This is a genomic window from Streptomyces sp. AC550_RSS872 (genome assembly GCF_019049285.1).
Classification (GTDB): domain Bacteria; phylum Actinomycetota; class Actinomycetes; order Streptomycetales; family Streptomycetaceae; genus Streptomyces.
In genome coordinates, this window is the sequence record NZ_JAGMUL010000173.1 from 40,185 (window position 1) to 63,480 (window position 23,296).

2 protein-coding genes are annotated in these 23,296 nt (G+C 75.4%); both read left to right on the plus strand.

Annotated elements, in window-relative coordinates; genetic code table 11:
- A partial coding sequence (locus KUM44_RS39525; RefSeq protein ID WP_254390782.1) for a non-ribosomal peptide synthetase/type I polyketide synthase occupies nt 1–20,035 on the plus strand: 20,035 nt, incomplete at its 5' end.
- Nucleotides 20,032–23,295: an ACP S-malonyltransferase gene (gene fabD / locus KUM44_RS39530; protein WP_217214599.1), complete on the plus strand. Its 3,264-nt coding sequence runs from the start codon at nt 20,032–20,034 to the stop codon at nt 23,293–23,295. The genes KUM44_RS39525 and fabD, both read left to right, overlap by 4 nt.
- Nucleotide 23,296: the final 1 nt, after the last annotated feature.

Sequence of the window (23,296 nt, forward strand, 5' to 3'; positions counted from 1 at the left end):
CGAGCCGGCGGCGGTGGTGGGGCACTCGCAGGGCGAGATCGCCGCCGCCTGCGTGGCCGGCGCACTCACCCTGGAGGACGGCGCGCTGCTGTCCGTGCTGCGCAGCCGGGCCCTGACCGCGCTCGCGGGCCGGGGCGGGATGATGTCGATCGTCGCCCCCGAGGCGCGGGTGCGGGAGTGGATCGCGCCGTTCGGCGAGCGGATCTCGGTGGCGGCCGTCAGCGGCCCGTCCGCCGTGGTCGTCGCCGGTGACCCGGACGCACTGGACGAGCTGCTCGCCGCCTGCGAGGCGGACGGCGTGCGGGCCCGCCGGGTGCCGGTGGACTACGCCTCCCACACCGCCCACGTGGAGGAGCTGCGTGAGGAGCTCCTGGAGTCCCTCGCCGGGGTGCGGCCGCGGGCCGCCGAGGTGGCCTTCCACTCGACCGTGACCGCGGGCCGCCTCGACGGCCCGGAGCTGGACACCGCCTACTGGTACCGCAACCTGCGGCAGCCGGTGCGGTTCGAGGAGACGGTCCGTGCCCTGGCCGAGGACGGGTACGGGGTGTTCCTGGAGGTCAGCCCGCACCCGCTGCTCACCATGGCGATCCAGGACACGGTGGACGCCGCCGCCCGCGACGCCGTGGTGGCGGAGACGCTCCGCCGCGACGAGGACGCGCGTCGGCGCTTCACCCTCTCCGCGGCCGCGCTGCACACCCAGGGCGTCGCGGTGGACTGGACACGGGCGTTCGACGGCATGGACGCGCGGATCGTCGAACTCCCCACCTACGCCTTCCAGTCGAAGCCCTACTGGCTGCGCGCGCCCGAGCCGCTGCTCGGCGCCCCGCTCGAACTGGCCGACGGCGATCGGACGGTGCTCACCGGCCGGCTGTCCCGGCGCACCCATCCCTGGCTGGCCGACCACCGGGTGCTCGGCCGGATGGTGGTGCCGGGCACCGCCCTGCTGGAGATGGCGCTGCTGAGCGGCCACGCCGTGGACGAGCTCGTCCTCCAGACCCCCGTCGTGGTGCCGGAGCAGGGCGGGGTCGAGATCCAGCTGGTGGTGGATCCGGCGGACGGCGGCGGCCGGGCGCTGCGGCTGTACGCCCGCGCACCGCAGGCCGACTGGCAGCTGCACGCCACCGGAACCCTCGTCGCGGCCGATGAGCCGGGCACCGCGATCGACTCCGGGTCGTGGCCCCCGCCGGCCGCCGAGCGGGTGGACCTGGCCTCCTGGTACCCGGACCTGGCCGGGCAGGGCCTGGAGTACGGCCCCGGCTTCCGGGGCCTGCGGGCGCTGTGGCGCCATGACGGCGAGCTGTTCGCCGAAATCTCACTGCCGGAGGCGGTCCGCCCCGCGCTGCTGGACGCCGCCCTGCACGCCCTGGACCTGAAGACCGAGCCGGGCCTGCCGTTCTGCTGGCGCGGCGTGCGGTGGCTGGACGTCGACGCGGCCGACGAGCTGTCGAGCGCACGCGCCCGGCTCACCCGGCTGGACGACGGATCGGTGGCCGTGCGGATCACGGACGACACCGGCCGCGGCGTGCTGTCGGCCGACTCCCTGACGCTGCGTCCGTTCGACGCGGCGCTCCTCGCCGGCCAGGGCGACGGCGCCCTCCACGAGTTGGACTGGCTCCCGGTGCGGCCGGGCACCCCCCGGGCCGAAGACGCGGGCGCGACCCTGCTGCCCCGCCAGGCCGTGGACGGTGTGCCGTCCGCCCGGGCCCTGGCGGCGGCCTCCGCGGTGCTCGCGGACTTGCAGGCTTGGCTCGCCGACGAGGACACCGGCGACGGGCGCCTGGTGGTCGTGACCCAACGGGCCGTGGCGACCGAAGCCGAGGCGGCGGACGCCGAGGCGGACCCCGCCGAGGCCGCGGTGTGGGGGCTGGTGCGTTCGGCGCAGACCGAGCACCCGGGCCGCATCGTGCTCGTCGACACCGACGACCCACAGGGCGTGCCCGAGCTGCTCCCCTCGCTGCCGGTCGGCGACGCGCCGCAGTTCCTGGTCCGCGACGGCGAGGTCCGGGTGCCCCGGTTGGTGCGGTCGAAGGACACCGGTACCCCCGCCTTCCCCACCGACGGCACGGTGCTCATCACCGGCGCGTCGGGCACCCTCGGCAGCCTGGTGGCGCGTCATCTGGTCGAGGCGCACGGCGTGCGCGACCTCCTGCTGGTCAGCCGCCGGGGTGCCCCCGAGCTCGCCGCCGAACTGACCGCGGCCGGTGCGCGCGCGACCTCGGCGGCCTGCGACGTCGGCGACCGCGCGGCGCTCGTTGACCTGCTGGCGGAGATCCCCGCGGAGCGGCCGCTGCGGGCGGTCCTCCACGCGGCCGGGGCGCTGGACGACGGCGTGGTCGGCTCGCTGACGCCGCAGCGCCTGCGGTCGGTGCTGGCGGCGAAGGCCGACGGCGCCTGGCACCTGCACGAGCTGACCCGCGACCTCGACCTCGGGGCCTTCGTGCTGTTCTCCTCGGTCGCCGCCACGCTCGGCACCGCCGGGCAGGGCAACTACGCTGCGGCCAACGCGTTCCTCGACGCGCTGGCGCGGCTGCGCCGGGGCGCGGGCCTGCCCGCCCTGTCGCTGGGCTGGGGCCTGTGGGCCGAGCGCAGCGCCCTGACCGGCCGGCTCGACGGAGCCGACCTGGCCCGCCTCACCGACGCCGGGGTGCTGCCGCTGGAGACCGGGGACGCCCTGCGGCTGTTCGACGCGGCCCTCGGCACCAACCGGGCCCACCTGCTCCCGCTCCGTACCGGCGGCACGCCGCCACAGCTGTTCCGCGAGACGGCCCCGGCCCGGCGCAGCCGGCCGGACGCGCCGCAGGCCGGTCCCGCGTCCGCCGCTCTGCCCGCCGGTCTCGGCGCCGTGCCCGAGACCGAGCAGGTCGTCGTCGAGCTGGTGCTGCGCGAGAGCGCATCGGTGCTGGGGTACGGCACGTCGGCCGAGGTCGACCCGGGTGCGGAGTTCCTCCGGCTCGGCTTCAACTCGCTGGCCGCGCTGGAGCTGCGTAACCGGCTCAGTTCCCGTACCGGCCTGCGGCTGCCGGCGACGATGGTCTTCGAGCACCGCACCCCGAAGGCGCTGGCCGCCTACCTGACCGGCAGGCTGTCCGCCGACGCTCCCGGGCCGGTGCAGGAGACGGCGGGCGAGGCCGCGCCGGTGGCCGCCGCGCAGGAGCCGGCCGACGACCGGATCGCGATCGTCGGCGTGGCCGGCCGCTACCCGCTGGCCAGGACGGTCGGCGAGCTGTGGGAGAACCTGGCCGCGGGGCGGCACTGCATCCGGGAGGTGCCCGCCGACCGCTGGGACGCGGACGCGCACTACGACCCGGAGGGCAAGCGCGGCGCCTACAGCAAGTGGGGCGGCTTCCTGGACGACGTGGACGCCTTCGACCCGCTGTTCTTCCACATCTCGCCGCTCGAGGCCGAGGCGATGGACCCGCAGGAGCGGCTTTTCCTGGAGACGGCGGCGGCCACCCTGGAGGACGCCGGCTACCCGCCGGCCCGACTCGCCGCCCAGGGCCCGGTCGGGGTGTTCGTCGGGGTGATGAACAGCGACTACGAGTGGCTGGCCGGCGAGGCGAACGCGTTCGGCGTGAGCACCGAGGCGCACTCCCGCCACTGGTCGGCCGCCAACCGGGTCTCGTACTCCTTCGACTTCACCGGGCCCAGCCTGGCGGTGGACACCGCCTGCTCGGCCTCGCTGACGGCCGTCCACCTGGCCTGCCAGAGCATCCGCGACGGCGAGTGCGCCGCCGCGATCGCGGGCGGGGTCAACCTGATCCTGCACCCGGAGCACCTGCGGGGGCTGGCCCGGGCGGGGATGCTCTCGCACGGCGACCGGCTCAGGGCCTTCGGGGCGGACGCGGACGGCTTCGTGGACGGCGAGGGCGTCGGCGCGGTGCTGCTCAAGCCGCTGGCGAAGGCGCTCGCCGACGGTGACCGGGTGCTCGCTGTCATCCGGGCCACGGCCGTCAACTCCGGTGGGAACAGCGGTGGTTACACCGTGCCCAACCCCGCCGCGCAGAGTGCCCTGGTCCGCACCGCGCTGGAGCGCGCCGGGGTGGCGCCGGACACCATCGGCTACGTGGAGGCGCACGGCACCGGAACCGCGCTCGGCGACCCGATCGAGATCGCCGGCCTGGTCGACGCGTTCGGTGGACGGATCGACCCGGCGCAGCGAACCCAGCGGCCCACGGTGGCGGTCGGCTCGGTGAAGACGAACATCGGCCACCTGGAGTCGGCCGCCGGGATCGCCGGCCTCACCAAAGTGCTGCTCCAGTTCCGCCACCGCACGCTGGTGCCGTCGCTGAACTCGGCGCGCACCAACCCGGAGATCGACTTCACCACCACGCCGTTCGAGGTGCCGCAGGCCGTACGGCCCTGGACCCGCCTGGAGCGTCCGGACGTCCCCGGCGGCCTCCCGCTGCGGGCCCTGGTGAGTTCGTTCGGGGCGGGCGGCGCCAACGCCTGTGTGATCATGGAGGAATACCCGATGGCCGACGAGCCGGAGCAGACCGAGGACGGGGCGCAGCAGCTCCTGGTGCTGTCCGCGAGGACCGAGGACCGGCTGCGTGCCTACGCCGGTGACCTGGCGGACCACCTGCGCCAGGACGCACCGGCTCCGTCGGGCGTGGGTACCGGCGTCGGCGCGGTGGGCGCGGACGCGGCCCTCTTGGACCCGCTGACCGACGCCCGCAGCCGGTGCCTGCGGCTGGCCGCCGAGCTGGCGGGGGTGGCGCCGGACTCCCTCGACCTCACCACCGACCTGATCGACTGTGGTTTCGGCCTGGCCGAGCGCGCCCGCTACTTCGCCCTGCTGTCGGAGGAGTTGGGCACCAGGCTGTCCACAGCGGCGGTCACGGCGGAGACCATCGGCGCGGTCGCTGAGGCGGTCGCCGGCCTCGGGCGCCGGGCCGAAGCCGAGGACGAGGACGAGGAGTGGGAGGCACCTCGCCGCCACCTGCGGCTCGCCGACATCGCCCACACGCTGCAATCGGGCCGTACCGCACACGAGTTCCGCCTCGCGCTGCCCGTGGGCTCGGTCGCCGAGGCGGCCCGGCTGCTGGCCGCGTACGCGACCGGCGAGGCCGTCGACCGGATCGCCACCGGCACGGTGACCCGTACCCCGGCGCAGCCGCCGGCCGCCGAGGCCCAGGCCCTGGAGGCGGCGCTGGCCGGCCGCGACCTGACGGCGGTGGCCGGACACTGGGTGACGGGCGCGGAGGTCGACTGGCCGCGGATCACCCCCGCCACCGCTCGCCGCATCGAGCTGCCCGGCTACCCGTTCGCCCGCAAGCGCCACTGGATCCCGGCCCTGCCGGACCGGCCCGAGCCTCCGCGCACCGCCACCGCCACCGTCACCGGCGCGGTCGAAGCCACCGGTCCGCAAACCCCGTCCGGCCCCGGCTCCGACGTGGCCGCCGTGCTGGCCGGCTTCGCGGAGCTGGACGAGGCCTCCAGGTCCGGGGTGTTCGGCGCCTACCGGCGGATGGGCGTCTTCCTGAGCGCCGGTGAGCGGTACCGCAGTGAGGAACTGCGGGCCAGGCTCCGGATCAGGGACAAGTTCCGGCGACTGCACGAGGCGCTGCTCGAGTTGCTGGTCCAGGCCGGCTTCCTGGTCCGGGAGGGCGACGAGCTCGTCACCACCGCCGAGGCGGCCGACCGGACGGACGCGGCCGGCGGCACGGACCGCTGGGAGGTCGAGCTCGACCGGCTCGTCGGCACCTACCCGGACATCGCTCCCACCATTACCCTCAACCGCGAGTTCCTACGGGTCTACCCGCAGCTGCTGCGCGGCGAGCTGGTGGGGACGGAGGTGATGTTCCCCGGCGCCTCGATGCAGCTGGTGGAGAGCCTCTACAAGGGCAACGCGCTCACCGACTTCTTCAACCTGCTGCTCGCGGACGAGGTCCGCGAGGCCCTGGCCGCCCGTCTGCCGGGGCTCGCCGACGGGGAGACGCTCCACGTGGTGGAGCTCGGCGCCGGGACCGGCGCCACCAGCGAGCGGGTGCTGCCCGTGCTGGCCGGGCACCCGGGCCGGGTCGGCTACACCTTCACGGACGTCTCGCCGCGCTTCCTGGAGCACGGCCGCGAGCGGTTCGCCGCCCGCTACCCGTTCGTCCGCTTCGACCTGCTCAACCTGGAACGCGGCCTGCCCGAGCAGGGGTTCGCCGACGGCACGGCCGACATCGTGGTGGCCACCAACGTGGTGCACGCCACCAGGAACCTGCGGGCCACCCTGCGCAAGGCCAGGACGCTGCTCAGGCCCGGCGGCCTGCTGCTCCTCAACGAACTCACCGCGATCCGGCCCTACCTGACCGTCACCGGCGGGGTGATGGAGGGCTGGTGGGCCTTCCAGGACGCCGAGCTGCGCATACCCGGCTCCCCGCTGGTCGCCCCCGAGGCCTGGCGCCAACTGCTGGCCGAGGAGGGCTTCGCCCGGACCCGGATCCTCGGCGGGACGACGGAACTGGGCCAGCACGTCCTGGTCGCGCAGAGCGACGGCCCGACGGACGACCGGCGTACGGCGGTGCCCGCTGCCGCCACCGCCACCGCCACCACTGCCGTGGCGGCCGTGGTCCCGGCACTGCCCGAGGCAGCCGGAGCGGCCACCGAGCGGCTGCGGGAGCTGCTGGAGCTGGTCCTGAAGCTGGACGAGCGCATCGACCCCGACCGCCGACTGGCCGACTACGGCTTCGACTCGCTCAGCGGGATGAAGATCGTGTCCGCCGTGGAGGAGGCGTTCGGCGTCTCGGTGCCGCTGGAGGAGTTCTTCGAGAAGCCGACGCTGCGCGACCTGGCCGCGCACCTGGTGGACGGCTGGCTGCCCACCGCGCAGACGCCCGCCGCCGGGCCCACGCCCGTCCTCGCCGGGCCTACGCCTGCTCCCGCCGGGCCTACGCCCGTCCTTGCCGGGCCCACGTCCGCTCCTGCCGGGCCTATGCCCGTCCCCGCCGAGTCCACGCCCGTCCTTGCCGGGCCTACGCCCGCTCCTGCCGGGCCTACGCCCGCTCCTGCCGGGCCTACGCCCGCTCCTGCCGGGCCTACGCCCGCTCCTGCCGGGCCTACGCCCGTCCTTGCCGGGCCTACGCCCGCTCCTGCCGGGCCTACGCCCGTCCCCGCCGAGTCCACGCCCGTCCTCGCCGGGCCTACGCCCGTCCCCGCCGAGTCCACGCCCGCTCCCGCCGGGCCTACGCCCGTCCTTGCCGAGTCCACGCCCGTCCTCGCCGGGCCTACGCCCGTCCTCGCCGGGCCTACGCCCGTCCTCGCCGGGCCTACGCCCGTCCTCGCCGGGCCCACGCCCGCTCCCGCCGGGCCCACGCCCGTCCCCGCCGAGTCCACGCCCACCCCCGCCACGTCGACCGCACCGCCCGTCTCCGCGTCCGTGGCCCGGGTGCTGCGCCCCCGGACCGACACCACGCTGAGCACCCACCCGGCCTCGCCGGGCCAGCACGCGTTGTGGGTGATCGAGCAGATCGCCCCGGGCAACCACGCCTACAACCTCCCGCTCGCCTTCTGGCTCGCCCCCGGCGTCGATGTGCCCGCCCTGCGCCTGGTCCTCCAGGACGTGCTGGACCGGCACGAGGAGCTGCGGGCCACGATGCGCACGGACGGCAGCGAACCGTACATCCGGATCGCGGCCGAACCCGAACTGCCCTTCCAGCAGGTCTTCCTGACGGCGGTGGCCGACGACGCCCTGCGGGAGCGGATCCACGCCGAGGCGAGGCGGCCGTTCGACCTCGCCCGGGGCCCGCTGCTGCGCGCCACCGTCTACACCCTCGGCGACGGCCGCCAAGCCCTGCTGTTGACGGTGCACCATCTGGTGCTCGACGGCCTGTCCATCCCGCTGCTGTTCCAGGAGGTGGAGCGCGGGCTGCGCGCCGTCGCCGAGGGCCGGCCGTTGCCGACCGGGCGGCCCGCCCGGACCTTCGGCGACTTCACGGCCTGGCAGCGCGAACAACTCGCCGGGCCGGAGGGGGAACGGCTGCGCGTGTACTGGGTCGACCGGCTGCGCGGCCGGCGGACCACGGTCGCGCTGCCGCTGGACCGCCCGCGCCCGGCGTTGCCCACCTTCCGAGGTGAGAGCGTGAGCGGGCGGATCCCGGCCGAGGTGTCGGAGCGGGCCCGGTCGCTGGCCGCCGCGGAGCGCACCTCGCTCTCCAGCGTCATGCTGGCCGCCTTCTTCGCCCTCCTGCACCGCTACAGCGGCCAGGACGAGATCGCCGTCGGCACCCCGACGGCGGGCCGCCCGCCGAGCGGTTACGACGACGTACTCGGCTACTTCATGAACATGGTCGTGCTGGCCGAGCGGGTCGACGCCCAGGAGGCCTTCCGCACCCTGGCACACCGGTTGCACCGGACGGTGCTGGGCGCGCTGGAGCACGGCAGCTACCCGCTGCTCACGCTCGCCGAGGAACTGCGCCGCCTGGACCCGGCGGCGTCGGCGGCGCCGTTCAACGTGGCCTACTACTTCCACAACTGGGCCCGAGACCTGGCCGGGGCCGGAACGATCCGGGACAGGGTCGAAGGTGTGCACCAGGAGGGCGAGTTCGACCTCACCCTGGACCTGGTCGACGTGCCCGGGGGCTGCCGGTACACGCTCAAGTACAACCCGGACCTGTTCGACGCCGGGACGGTGGAACGGCTGGGGCAGCACTTCGCCGCACTACTGGCCTGCGCGGTCGGCGCCCCGGGGACGCCGGTCGGCGAACTGGAGCTGCGCACCGAGGAGGAGCGGGCCGAGGAGGAGCGGGCCGCGTCCGCCGCGCGCGTCGACTACCCGGCCGACACGCTGGTCTGGGAGCTGGTCCGCGGCCAGGCCGAGGCGCGCCCGGACGCGGTGGCGGTGCGCTGCGCCGGAACCGAACTGACGTACCGGCAGCTGTGGTCGCGGGTGACGGACCTGGCAGCCCGGCTGACCGCCGCCGGCGTGGGCCGGGGCCGTACGGTGGGCGTTCTGCTGCCGCGCGACGTCGAGCTGCCGGTGGCGCTGCTGGCCGTGCAGGTGGCGGGTGGCATCTACGTGCCCTTCGACCCCGCCTACCCGGAACAGCGGCTCGCTCACATGGCGCAGGACGCCGGGCTGCATCTGATGCTCACCCGCTCCGGCATCCCCAGCGGCTACGCGGCGGTGCCTCGCCTGCTGCTGGACGACGCCGCCGCCGCGCCCGCCGCCCCCTCCCCGGGGCCCGCGGGACCCTCGGACGTCGCCTACGTGATCTACACCTCCGGCTCGACGGGCCTGCCCAAGGGCGTCCGGATCCCGCACCGGGCGCTGGTGAACCTGCTCTGGTCCATGGCCCGCGAGCCCGGGTTCGGACCGCAGGACACCCTGCTGGCCGTCACCACCGTCTGCTTCGACATCTCGGGGCTGGAGCTGTACCTGCCGCTGATCAGCGGCGGCACCGTGGAGATCGCGCCGAGCGAGACCGCCCGGGACGGCCTGCGGCTGCGCGAGCTGCTCGAATCCGGCCGCGTCACGGTGATGCAGGCGACGCCCGCCACCTGGCGGATGCTGCTGGCCGCCGGCTGGCGGGGCAACGCCGACCTCACCGTGCTGTGCGGCGGCGAGGCGCTCCCCGAGGACCTCGCGCAGGCGCTGCTCGCCGGCAACCGCGAGGTCTGGAACCTGTACGGCCCGACCGAGACCACGATCTGGTCGGCGGCGAGCCGGCTCGCGCCGGGCGAGCCGGTGACCCTCGGAACGCCGATCGCCAACACCACGATGCACATCCTGGACGGCGCGCGCCGTCCGCTGCCCACCGGGGTACCCGGCGAGCTGTACATCGGCGGGCACGGGGTGGCCGACGGCTACCTGAACCGCCCGGAGCTCACCGCCGAGCGCTTCCTGCCCGACCCGTTCGCGGGCGCCGCCGCGCGCCTGTACCGCACCGGCGACCTGGCCCGCCGACTCGCCGACGGGCGGTTCGAGTACCTGGGGCGGATCGACGAGCAGGTGAAGGTGCGCGGCTTCCGGATCGAGCCCGAGGAGATCGAGGCGGCCCTGCGGCGGCTGGACGGCGTGCGCGAGGCCGTCGTGGTGGCGCGCGGCCGCGACGGCGGCGACCGGTCCCTGCTGGCCTGCTACGTGTCGGCCGACGGGGCCGCCGAACCCACTCGGGAGCAGCTCGCGCACTGGCTCCCGGCCCACATGGTCCCGGACGTGCTGGTCCGGGTGACGGGCTTCCCGCACACCCTGAACGGGAAAGTGGACCGCACCACGCTGGCCGCGCTGCCGCTCGCCGAACTGCGCGCGCGCTTCGGCGCCGCGGGCGGGCACGGGTCCGAGGCCCCGGCGCGGTCCGAGGCCCCGGCGCGGCCCACGGACCGTGCCGAGGCACTCGCCGCCGAACTGGCCGGCCTGATCGGACGCCTGGCGGGGATCGCCCCCGAGGAGCTCGGCCCGCACGTCCCGTTCGGCGAGGCGGGCATGAACTCGGTGGGCTTCACCGCGCTCAGCGTGGACCTGCGCTCCACCTACGGCATCGAGGTCTACCCGACGGTGTTCTACAGCCGGGGCACCCTGGCCGCGCTCGCCGAGTACCTGTGGGACAACCACGCCGCCGAACTGTCCGCACACTTCGGCGCCGGCCTTCGGGAGGCCACCGCCGCGCCGCTGCTCCCGACGGTGGAGGCGCCGGCCTGCCCGCCGCGCGGCGAGGACGTCGCGATCATCGGGATGGCCGGGCGGCTGCCCGGCTCGGCCGACCTCGCGGAGTTCTGGGCCCACCTGCTCGCCGGGCACGACCTCGTCGGCGAGGCACCCGCGGACCGCCGCGGGCTGCGGGACCGGACGGGCTCCGGCCCGCTCCGGGGCGGCTTCCTGACCGACGTGGACCGCTTCGACGCCGCCTTCTTCGGGATCTCCCCCCGCGAGGCCGAACTGATGGACCCCCAGCAGCGGCTGCTGCTGGAGGTGGTCTGGTCGGCCGTCGAGGACGCCGGCTACCGGCCCTCCGACCTCGCCGGGAAGCGCGTCGGGGTGTTCATCGGCGTCGCCAACTCCGACTACCTGGAGGCGCAGCGGGCCGAAGGCTGCCCGCCCCGGGGACACACGGCGACGGGTGCGGCGCTGACGATGATCCCCAACCGGGTCTCCTACCTCCTGGACCTGCGCGGCCCGAGCGTCGCGGTGGACACCGCCTGCTCGGGCTCGCTCACCGCTGTGCACCAGGCCTGCGCCGCGCTGCGCGACGGCACCTGTGACCTGGCCGTCGCCGGCGGAGTCAACCTGATCCTGACGCCGAGCGTGTACGAGGTGCTCGCCGAGAGCCGGATGCTCAGCCCCGAGGGCCGGTGCAGGACCTTCGACAGCCGGGCCGACGGATACGTCCGCGGCGAGGGCGTCGGCGTGGTGCTGCTCAAGCCGGGCGGGCGGGCACGGCAGGACGGCGACGCCGTGCACGCGGTGATCAAGGCGTCGGCCGTCGGGCACGGCGGCCGGACCACCTCGCTGACGGCACCGAGCCCGGACGCCCAGGCGGACCTGCTGGTCGACGCCTACCGGGCGGCCGGTGTCCCCACCGAGACCGTCGGCTACATCGAGGCCCACGGCACCGGCACCGCCCTGGGCGACCCGATCGAGACCGCCGGCCTGAGCACCGCCTTCCGCCGACTGCGCGCCGAGCGCGGGGCGCAGCCCGGGCCCGCCTGCGCGATCGGCTCGGTGAAGAGCAACATCGGCCACCTGGAGGCCGCGGCGGGCATCGCCGGGCTTTTCAAGGCCGTGCTCGCGGTGCGCCACGGCGTCATCCCGGCCGGCCTGCACATCGAGGAACCGAACCCGTACCTGGAGCTGGACGGCGGCCCGTTCGAGCTGGCCGACACCGCCCGGCCCTGGCCGCGGCTCCGCGACGCCGGAGGAGGCGAGCTGCCGCGTCGAGCCGGGGTCAGCTCCTTCGGCTTCGGCGGGGCGAACGCGCACGTCGTGTTGGAGGAGTCGTACATGTCCGACGCCGGTGACGAGGACAGCGGCGAGCAGCTGTTCGTGCTGTCCGCCCGCACCCCCGAGGCGCTGCGCGGCGCCGCCGAGCGGCTCGCCGACCACCTGGCGGACCACCCGGTCCCGGCCGGCGACCTCGCGTACACCCTGCAACTGGGCCGCGAGCCGATGGCGCACCGCCTGGCCGTGGTGGCGGACGGGACCGCCGCCCTGCGGGCCGAGCTGACCGCCCACCTCGACGGACGGCCCTCGCGGGTGCGCACCGGTCAGGCGGAGCGCACGGCCCCGGGCGCGGCCGCCGCGACCGGTGACCCGGACCGGCTCGCCGACGCCTGGGTGGCCGGCGCCGAGGTGGACTGGACGGCGCTGCACCGGGGTGCGCGGCGGCGCCGGGTGCACCTGCCCGCCTACCGCTTCGGCGGAACCCGGCACTGGTTCCCCACCGGCACGGTGCCGCGGCAGGCCCCGGCCCCGCTGCACCCGACCCTGCTGGACGCCGACCTGTCCACGGGCACCGAGCGGGTGTACGCCAAGACGCTCACCGGCGAGGAGTTCTTCCTCCGCGACCACGTGGTCGGCGGCGAGATGCTGCTGGCCGGGGTGGCGTACCTGGAGATGGCCCGGCTGGCCGGGGACCTCGCCGAGGGCGGGCCGGTGCGCGGTGTCGACGGCCTGGTGTGGGCCACGCCGGTCCGGCTGCCCGCCGGAACCTCGCGCCGACTGCTCGTCCGGCTCACCGGCACCTCCTTCGAGGCCGTCACGGCCGGTGAGGACGGGGCCGCCCATGCCCGGGGCACCCTGCTGTTCGGCGAACCCGGGCCCCGGCCCGCACCGATCGACCTGGCGGCCGTGCGTGCTCGCTGCACCACCGTGAACAGCGGCGAGAGCTGCTACCAGGCGTTCTCCCGGCTGGGCTTCGACTACGGTCCGAGCTTCCGGGCGGTCGAGGAGATCGCCGTGGGGCAGCGGGAGGCGCTCGCGCAGCTGCGGCTGCCCGAGCCGCGGCTCGCCGACCGGGACGCGTACGTGTTCCACCCCTCGCTGCTCGACGCGGCGCTCCAGGCCGCGGGCCAACTGGTCCCCGGCGCGCGGGACTCCGCGCCGTCGCCGGACTACCTGCCGTACTCCCTGGGCTCGGTGCGGCTGTACGGCGAGCTGCCGCAGCAGCCGTACGCCTACGCCACCCCCAGCGCCCGCCCGCCGGCGGCCGGGACGCTCTGCTTCGACGTCCTGCTGCTCGACCCTTCCGGCGACGTGGTCGCGGCGATCGAGTCCTTCACGCTGCGCGCGGTGGGCCCGGCCGCCGGGGCGGACGAGGTGGTCGCGTTCGAACCGGTCTGGCAGGCCGCCCCGGCGGCCGGACACCAGCCGGCCGGCACCGTCCTGGTCCTGGACGCCGGCCGGGAGGGCCCGGTCGTGGCCGCCGCCCTGACCGCGGCGGGCCTGAGCGCCCGGGTCGTCGCCCCGGGGGCCGGGTTCGACCCGGCGGCGGAGATCCGCGCCGCCGGCCCCGGGCCGGTGCACGTCGTCCACCTGGCCGACCCGGACGGTGCCCCCGCCCGGGCGCTGGAGCGCGGCTTCCACCCGGCCGTGGCGTTCCTGCAAGCCTGGCAGCGGGAACGGCGCGGTGCGCTGCGCTACCTGTACGTGCACCGCGACCCGGCGCACTCGCCGGCCCACCCGGCCATGGCCGCGCTGGCCCGCTCAGTGCGCCAGGAACACCCGGCGGTCGACATCGGCGTGCTGGCGGTGGCGGACGGTCCGCTGCCCGAGGCGGTGGTGGCCGAACTCGCCGAGACCGGCGAGTCCGAGACCAGGGTGAGCGCGGCGGGCCGCAGCCGCCGCGCCTGGCGGCGGGTCGGCCTGCCGGCTGCCGGCGCGGGCAGCACCTTCCTGGGGGGCGGGGCGCACGTGATCACCGGCGGCACCGGCGCGCTGGGCCTGCTGGTGGCCGAGCACATCGCCGGCGTACGGCGCGCGGCGGGCGTCACCACGGGCGGGATCGTGCTGGCCGCCCGCACCGCCCCCACGCCGCAGGCCCTGGCCCGGATCGAGGCCATCGGTGCCCGGGTGGTCCGGGCCGACGTGGCCGAGCCGGCCGACGTGCGGGCCCTGCTCGCCGAGGCCCGGCGCGCGCACGGCACGGTCGGCGGTGTGCTGCACGCGGCCGGAGTGCTGCGCGACGGCCTGCTGCACGCCAAGCAGCGGGCCGACGCGGAGGCGGTGCTGGCCGCGAAGGTGCACGGCACGGTGCTGCTGGACGAGGAGACCCGGCACGACCCGCTCGACTACTTCGTGGCCTTCTCCTCCGCCGCCGCCGCGCTCGGCAACGCCGGCCAGAGCGACTACGCGTTCGCCAACGCCTTCCTCGACCACTTCGCCGAGCAGCGCGAGGCGCTGCGTCGCGCCGGGCAGCGGCACGGCCGCACCCTGGCGGCGGCCTGGCCGGTGTGGGCCGACGGCGGCATGCACGTCGACGCCGCCACGCAGGAGTACGCGGCCCGGGTGGCGGGCCTGCGCCCGCTGCGCAGCCGGGCGGCGCTGGAGGGGCTGGAGCGGGCGCTGGCGGACGACCGGCCGAGGCTGCTGCTCGCCGCCGGAGACCCGGCCCGGATCCTGGCCGCCCTGGGCAGCGGCCCGCGCCCGGTACCCGAGGCCCCGGCCGCTGTGGCCGCTGTGTCGGCTCCGGCGGTCGCGGCCGATCCGGTGGGCGTGCGGGCGCGGGCGGAGCGGCTGGTGCTGCGGATCACGGCCGAGGAGCTGAAGCTCCCCGAGGCGGAGATCGTCGTCACCGACCCCTTCGACCACTACGGCGTGGACTCGCTGATCACGCTGAGCGTGACCCGGCGGCTGGAGGATGTCGTCGGACCGCTGTCGAAGACCCTGCTGTTCGAGTACGTGACGGTCCGTGAGCTGGCCGAGCACCTGGCCGCCGAGCACCCGGAGGCGTTCACCGCGCCCGAGGCCCGGGAAGCCGCAGCCGAAGAGGCCCGGCCCGGCCCGGACGGCGCCCCGTCCGCCCCGTCCGCCGCGTCCGCCGCGTCCGCCGCGCCGGCTCTCCCGACCGGTGACGGTGACATCGCGATCATCGGCGTCGCGGGGCGCTACCCGCAGGCCGACGACGTCGAGGAGTTCTGGCGCAACCTGCGCGCCGGGCGGGACAGCGTGGAGGAGGTCCCGGCCGACCGGTGGCGCCACGAGCGGTTCCACGACGAGCGGAAGTCACTGATCGGCAAGACCTACGGCAAGTGGGGCGGCTTCGTGCGCGGGGCCGACCGCTTCGACCCGCTGTTCTTCCGGATGTCGCAGATCGAGGCGGAGCACACCGACCCGCAGGAACGCGTGTTCCTGGAAACGGTCTGGCACCTGCTGGAGGACGCGGGCTACACCCGCGAGGGGCTGCGCGGCTCCCGCACCGGCGTCTTCGTCGGCATGATGTACGGCCAGTACCAGCTGTACGGCGTCCAAGAGGCACTGCGGGGCGAGGGCCTGCCCCCGCACTCGTCCTACGCCTCGGTGGCCAACCGGGTCTCGTACTTCTACGACTTCACCGGCCCCAGCGTCGCCGTGGACACCATGTGCTCCTCCGCGCTGGTCACCATCCACCAGGCGTGCCAGGCCATCAGGGCCGGCGACTGCGAGGTCGCCGTCGCCGGCGGCGTCAACATCACCAGCCACCCGGCCAAGTACCTCCAGCTGGCGTGGCGCGGCTTCCTCGCCGAGGACGGCCGGTGCCGGAGCTTCGGTGCCGGCGGCACCGGCTATGTCCCGGCGGAGGGTTCGGGCGCGGTCCTGCTGAAGCGGCTGGACGCGGCCGTCGCGGACGGCGACCGGATCCTCGCGGTGGTCAAGTCCTCGGCCGTCAACCACGGCGGTGCGGGCCGCGGGTTCACCGTGCCCAACCCCCGGGTGCAGGGCGACCTGGTGCGCGCGGCGCTCGACCGGGCCGGCCTGCGCCCGAGCGACTTGGACTACGTCGAGGCGCACGGCACGGGCACCGAACTGGGTGATCCGGTGGAGATCACCGGGCTGCTGCGGGCCTTCGGGGACGACCTGCCCCAGCGGCTGCCGATCGGTTCGGTGAAGTCGAACATCGGACACGCCGAGTCGGCGGCCGGCATCGCGTCGGTCACCAAGGTGCTGCTCCAGATGCGGCACGGCGAACTGGCCCCCTCGCTGCACGCGCAGGAGCTCAACCCGAACATCGACTTCGCGGGAACGCCGTTCGTGGTCCAGCGCGAGCCGGAGCCGTGGCCGCGCCGGGTCGGCGCGGACGGCGCCGAGCGGCCCCGGACCGCGGGGGTCAGTGCGTTCGGCGCCGGGGGCACCAACGCGCACGTCATTCTCCAGGAGTACCTGGGAGCCGAGGCTCCGTCCGCCGCCGCGGCCGGTCCGCAGCTGGCCGTGCTCTCCGCCCGGGACGCGGACCGACTGACGGAACAGGCCCGGCGGCTGGCCGCGCGGCTGCGCGCCGAGGTCGCCGGGGCGGCTCCGCGAGAGGTCGCCTGGACGTTGCAGTCGGGACGCGAGGCGATGGCCCACCGGCTCGCGGTGGAGTTCGATGACCTGGACCAACTGGCCGACCGTCTGGATGAGTTCGCCGCCGGCCGGGCGCCGGCCAGGAGCTGGACGGGCGTGGTCGATCCGCGCCGGCCGGCGGAGGGCGTCGCCCTGACGGCTGATCCGGCCGCGTTCGCCGAAGCCTGGACCACGGGCCGGCGGGTGGACTGGTCCGTGCTGCACGGCGGGCAGAGGCCCGGCCGGGTGTCGCTGCCGGGCTACCCCTTCGGCGGCGGGCGGGTCTGGCTCGCGGCCGCGGACGTCGAACTGGCCGCGCTCGGGGCCGCTCCTGCCGGGGTCGTTCCTGCCGGGGTCGCTTCCACCCCGGCCGTTTCCGCCGCAACCGTATCCGTCGCCCCCGGGGCCGAGGAGCGGCTGCTCACCCGGCAGTGGGTCCCCGCCGGGGCCGCCGCGCGGCTGGCCCTGCCCGGCCGCACGGCTGTCCTGGCCGTCCCCGGCGCCGAGGCCCTGGCCGCCGCGCTGGCCGCCGCGCTGCCCGGCGCCGAGGTGCTCACCACCGCCGCGCTCGACGCTGACCTGGCGCTGGCCGGCACCCGCTGGGACCGCTTCGACGCCGTGGTGGACCTGGCGGGGTGCGCCGAGCAGGGGCTGCCAGTGGACCGGACCGCGTTCTACACCTGGTGGCGCTGGCTCCAGCGGCTGGTCGACCAGGGTCCGCGTGACCTGCGCGCGCTGCTGGTCTCCCGGGAGACGCCGGCCGGTGGTGGCGGCGGTGCGGAGCGGGCGGGTCTGTACCGGATGCTTCAGAGCGAGTACCGCCACGTGCGCTCGCGCCACGTCAGCCTGGGCACGTGCCCGGACCGGCAGGCGGTCGCCTGGACGCTCGACGAACTCGCCGGTGCCGGGCCGGAGGCCGAGGTGGCCTACCGGGACGGCGTCCGGCACCGGGTGCAGCTGCGCGAGGTGCCGGACGGCGCGTCGCGCCCGCCGCGTTTCGCGGACGGGCACGTGCTCTGGGTGACCGGCGGCACGCGCGGTCTCGGCCTGCTGACGGCCCGCCACTTCGTCGCCCGTCACGGGGTGCGCAAGCTGGTCCTCACCGGCCGGGAGGAGCTGCCACCACAGGCCGAGTGGGCCGCGCACGTCGGCGCGGACACCCGGCTGGGCCGCAAGCTGCGCCCGCTGGCCGAACTCGCCGCCCAGGGCGTGGAACTGGAGGTGCTCGCCGTCGACCTGGAGGACGAGGGTGCGCTGGCCAAGGCCCTGACCGAGGTCAGGCTGCGACTCGGCCCGGTGGGCGGGGTGGTGCACGCCGCCGGTTTCGTGGACTCCGAGAACCCGGCCTTCGTCCGCAAGCCGGTGGAGGGTACGGCGCGGGTGATCGGCCCGAAGGTCTTCGGCCTCGACGCGTTGACGCGCGCCTTCCGGGACGAGCCGCTGGCCTTCTTCGTCCTGTACTCATCGGTCACCGCCGCGGTGCCCCGGCTGGCGGTCGGGCAGAGCGACTACGCGCTGGCCAACGCCTACCTGGACGCGGTGGCCGAGGAGCGTCGGTACGGGCTGCCGCTGGTCAGCGTGCAGTGGCCGAGCTGGCGCGACACCGGCATGGGAGAGGTACGCAGCGAGGCCTACCGGGCCACCGGGCTCGTCGCACTGACGGACCGGCAGGGGCTCGCCCTGCTCGACCGCGCGCTCGTCGCCGGCGAACGGGTGCTGCTGGCCGCGGCGGTGCGGCCGGACACCGACTGGAGTCCCGGACGGCTGACGGACGGCGGCCCCCCGGCTGACGCCGAGCCGGCAACGGGATCCGCCGTGCCGGACACTGCCCGCCGAGCGCCGACGAGCGCCCCCGACCGGGCCGCGGCGCCGTCCGGCGACAGTCAGGGCGCGCGTGAGGCGGTGGCCTCGTGGCTGCTGGACCGGCTCGCGGAGGAGCTGCGGTTCGACCGGGGCGTGCTGGCCGAGGACGTGCCGGTTCAGGACTTCGGCATCGACTCGATCCTGGTGGCCCAGCTGCTACAGACCCTCGGCAAGCGGCTGGACGTGTCGCTGGACCCGTCCTCGCTGCTGGAGTACCCGACGGCCCGGGAGTTCGCGGACTACCTCGCCGCCGAGCACCCGGCGGAGCTCGCCGCAGCCTTCGGCGCCCCGGCGCCCGAGGCCCTGACCGCCCCGGTGGCCACGGTCGATGTCACCGCTCGTGCCACCGCCCCGGACGCCGCTCCGGCCGCCGCACCGTACGAGCGGGCGGACGAGGACATCGCGGTGGTCGGCCTGTCGTGCCGCTTCCCGGACTCGGGCTCCCCGGACGAGTACTGGCAGCTGCTGCGGCAGGGCGGCAGGGCGCTGCGGCCCGTCCCGGAGCGGCGCTTCGCCGACCTGGGCGGCTTCCACGCCGGGCTGCTGCCCGGGGAACTGCGCTTCGACCCGGATGCGTTCCTGCTCTCCGATGCGGACGTCGCCGCCCTGGACCCGCAGGCTCTGCTGCTGCTCGAGGAGGTCGACCGGGCCGTGCACCACGCGGGCTACCGGCCCGCCGAACTCAAGGGACGGCGGATCGGCGTGTACGTCGGCGGCCGGAGCACCGGCATACCGGACGAGACGCTGGTCGAGCGGGCGCAGAACCCGGTGATGGCGACCGGCCAGAACTACCTGTCGGCCAACATCTCCCAGTTCTTCGACTTCCGCGGACCGAGCGTCGTGGTGGACACCGCCTGCTCCTCCGCACTGGTGGCGATGGAGACGGCCGTGTACGCCCTGCGGGCGGGCGCCGTCGAGGCGGCGGTGGTGGCGGGGGTGAACCTGCTGGCCGACGGCCGGGCGCACCGGATCTTCGCCCAGCGCGGGATCCTCAACCCCGGCGCCGAGTTCCACCTGTTCGACCGCCGGGCCGCCGGGCTCGTCCTCGGCGAAGGGGTCGGCGTGGTCGTGCTCAAGCCGCTGGCGCAGGCGCAGGCCGACGGGGACCGGGTGCTCGCGGTGCTCCGGGGCATCGCGGTCAACAACGACGGACGCACCGCCGGCCCGGCCACCCCGAACCTCCTGGCGCAGAAGGAGGTCATGGCCGAGGCGCTGGCCCGCAGCGGCCACACCCCCCAGGAGGTCGGCTGGGTGGAGGTCAACGGCTCCGGTTCCACCGTCACCGACCTGCTCGAACTCAAGGCCCTCCAAGCGGTTTACGGCACCGATCCGGTGCACCCGGTGGCGCTCGGTTCGGTCAAGCCCAACATCGGCCACCCGCTGGGCGCGGAGGGCATCGCCGGGTTCATCAAGGTCGTCCTGATGATGCAGCACGGGGAGCAGGTGCCGTTCGGCTCCGGCCAGGAACCGCTCGAGCACTTCGACTTGGAGTCCTCGCCGCTGTACTTCCCGCGGGAGGTCGTGGCGTGGCCGCACCGCGCGCCGCTGGCGGCGCTCAACTGCTTCGCCGACGGCGGGACCAACGCCCACGTCCTGCTCGCCCCGGCTCCCGAAGCCACCCGCCCCACCCGCGAACCCCTGCCCGAACGCACGCTGAACCGGAGGATCGTCATCCGAGGGAACCCTGAATCCGACTCCGCCACCGGCGGCCTGTTCTGGGACGGCTACCGATGAGCGGCACCCGGCCCACCGTCTTCCTGTTCTCCGGCCAGGGCTCCCAGTACTACGGGATGGGCCGGGAGCTCTACGACGCCAACGAGGTGTTCCGCACCGAGCTGCGCCGCTACGACGCGGTGGTCACCGAGACATCCGGGCTGTCGGTGCTGGCCTCGATCTTCGACGAGGAGAAGCCGAGGAACCACCCCCTCGTCGACACCGCGGTCTCCCACCCGGGCATCGTCATGATCGAGCTCGCGCTGGCCGCCGCCCTGCGCGCCGAGGGCATCGAGCCGGACTACGTCCTCGGCTACAGCCTGGGGGAGTACGCGGCGGCCGTCGTCGCCGGCGCGCTGGACCCGGTCGACTGCCTGCGGCTGCTGGTGCGCCAGGCCGGTGCACTGCGCGCGAGCGAGCCCGGCGGGATGATCGCCGTGCTCGCCGGGGCCGAGGTGCTGCGGCGGGTGCCCGAGCTGCGGGCCTGCGAGATCGCCGCGCGCAACTCTCCGGAGTGCTTCGTGGTCACCGCCCCGCAGGCCGAACTGGACCGCGCGGAAGCCGCGTTGCGCGAGACCGGGGTCCTGCACCTGCCGCTGCCGGTCGAGTACGCCTTCCACTCCCGGTTGATGGACCCGGCGTTGGAGGCGTGCCGGGCCGACTTCGAGGGCGTGTCGTTCGCGGCGCCGCGGATTCCGTGGGTGTCCTGCGTGACCGGCGAGCTGGTGGAACGGGCCGACGCGGACCACTTCGCGCAGGTGGCCCGGCGCCCGATCGAGTTCGAGCGGGCGATGGCCTGGCTGCGCGGACGCGACGACTTCCTCTACCTCGACCTCGGGCCCTCGGGCACCCTGCACAACTTCGCCCGGACACTGCTGCCCGAGGCGGGACCGGCGCAGTCGCTGCCGCTTCTCAGCCCGTTCGAGCAGGACACCGTCCTGTTCGAGCAGGTCCGCGTGCACGCCGCCCGTACGACACCACGCCGGACGGAGGCCGCGGCACCGCGAGCGGGAGGCGGCGTGCACGGCACCGGTCGTCCGAAGGTCTACGGCTTCCCCGGGCAGGGCTCGCAGCGTCGTGGCATGGGCCGGGAACTGTTCGCACGGTTCCCGGAACAGACGGCGGTCGCGGACGAGGTGCTCGGCTACTCGATCGAGGAGTTGTGCCTGCACGATCCGGAACGCCGCCTGGGCCGAACCGAGTTCACGCAGCCCGCGCTCTACGTGGTGAGCGCCCTGGCCTACCTGGACCGCGTGGCGCAGGACCCGGTGGCACCGGACCACCTCGTCGGACACAGTCTGGGCGAGTACGCCGCGCTGTTCGCGGCCGGGGTCTTCGACTTCGAGACCGGGCTGCGGCTGGTGCTCCGGCGCGGTGAGCTGATGGCCGCTGCTTCCGGCGGCTCGATGGCGGCGGTGGTCGGCGTCAGCGAGCAGGACGTGACCCGCACCCTCGCCGAGCCCGCGTTCGAGGCGCTGGACCTCGCCAACCACAACGCCCCGGACCAGTTCGTGGTCTCCGGCCCGCGGCCAGAGCTCGACGCGGCCTGCGCCGCGTTCGAGGCGATCGGCGCCCGCACGGTACGCCTGACCGTCAGCGCGCCGCTGCACTCGCGCTACATGCGCCCGGTGGCCGAGGAGTTCGGACATTTCCTGGACGGCTTCGAGCTGCGCCCCCCGACCGTCCCGGTGCTGGCCGGCGTGGACGCCCTGCCGTACACGGCGGCGACCCTCAAGGAGCGGCTGACGGCGCAGATCGCCTCCCCGGTGCGCTGGACCGAGACCGTGCGCGCCCTGATGCGCGAGGGCGACTTCGAGTTCGTGGAGCTGGGCCCCGGCCAGGTGCTCACCAAGCTCGTCGCCCGCATCAGGGCGGCCACCGCCCCGCGACCGCAGGCCGCAGAGCTCCCGCCGCCCACACCGGCGGCCGGGGCCGCTGCGCCCGTCTCCCCGACCGCAGCCGTCTCCGTGGGGGGTGCCGACTCCGCCGTCACCGCCGGGGGCCTGGGCGCCCGGACGTTCCGCGAGCGCTACGGTCTGCGGCGCGCCTACGTGCTGGGGTCGATGTACGCAGGCGTCTCGGGCCCGGAGCTGGTCCGCGCCGCGGCCAAGGCCGGCCTGCTCGCCTTCCTGGGGACCGGTGGGCTCGCCCTCGCCGAGGTGGAGCGGCGGCTGCACGAACTCGACCTGGGCGGCGCCCACGGAGTCAACGTCCTGCACCACCCCGACGCGCCGGAGCAGGAGGCCGCTCTGATCGACCTGCTGCTGCGTCACGGGGTGACGCTGGCGGAGGTGTCAGGCTTCCCGCGGGTGACCGAGCAGCTCGTGCGCTTCCGGCTCAAAGGAGGGCGGATCCTGGCGAAGGTGCCGCGGACCGACGTGGCCGCGGCGTTCCTCGCCCCGCCGCCCGCCCCCCTGGTGGCACGGCTGCTGGCGGCGGGCGCGGTCACCGAGGCCGAGGCCGAGGCGGCCGCCTCCCGCCCGATGGCCGACGACCTGTGCGTGGCGGCGGACGGCGGTTGGCTGTGCACGGGCGCGGACCCGCTGACGCTGCTTCCGGCGGTGCTGCGGCTGCGGGACGCCAGCGCGTCGCCGGGGCCCCGGGTGCACGTCGGCTGCGCCGGCGGCATCGGCACACCGGAGGCGGCGGCCGCGGCGTTCCTGCTGGGCGCGGACTTCGTGCTGACCGGGTCGGTGAACCAGTGCTCGGTCGAGGCGGCCACCAGCGACCGCGTCAAGGACCTCCTGCAACAGGCGAACGAATACGACGTGGACACCGCGCCGTCGCCGTACCAGTTTGAACTAGGGGTGCGGTCACGCTACTTGAAGCGCGGCCTGTTCTTCCCGGCGCGGGCGTCCGCGCTGCACGAGCTGTGGCGCCGGAACACCACGCCGGCCGACCTGGACGACGCGACCAGGACCCGGATCCTGGAGCGCTACCTGGGCGGCGAGTACCAGCCCCCGACCGGTCCGCGGACGACTCCGGCTCCGGACGCCGGGGCACGGTCGGAGGCGGCACAGCCGCTGCGCCGCTACTTCGACCGCGGCTTGCGTCTGGCGCTGGCGGGCGACCCGGACCACACCGTGGACTACCTGGTCCACTGCGGTCCGGCGATGGGCGCGTTCAACCAGGCGGTCGCCGGCACCGAGCTGGAACCCTGGCGGGCGCGCACCGTCGAGGCCGTCGGCGAAGTCCTGATGGCGGGTGCGGCAGCCCACGTCACCGCCCGGACCCAGGCACTCCAGGGCTTCCAGGGCATCCGAAGGAACCACGACGACTGAC

Bases quoted from the DNA above. Each gene is read 5' to 3' on its own strand.
- fabD (WP_217214599.1), top strand. From the start codon at position 20,032: ATGAGCGGCACCCGGCCCACCGTCTTCCTGTTCTCCGGCCAGGGCTCC.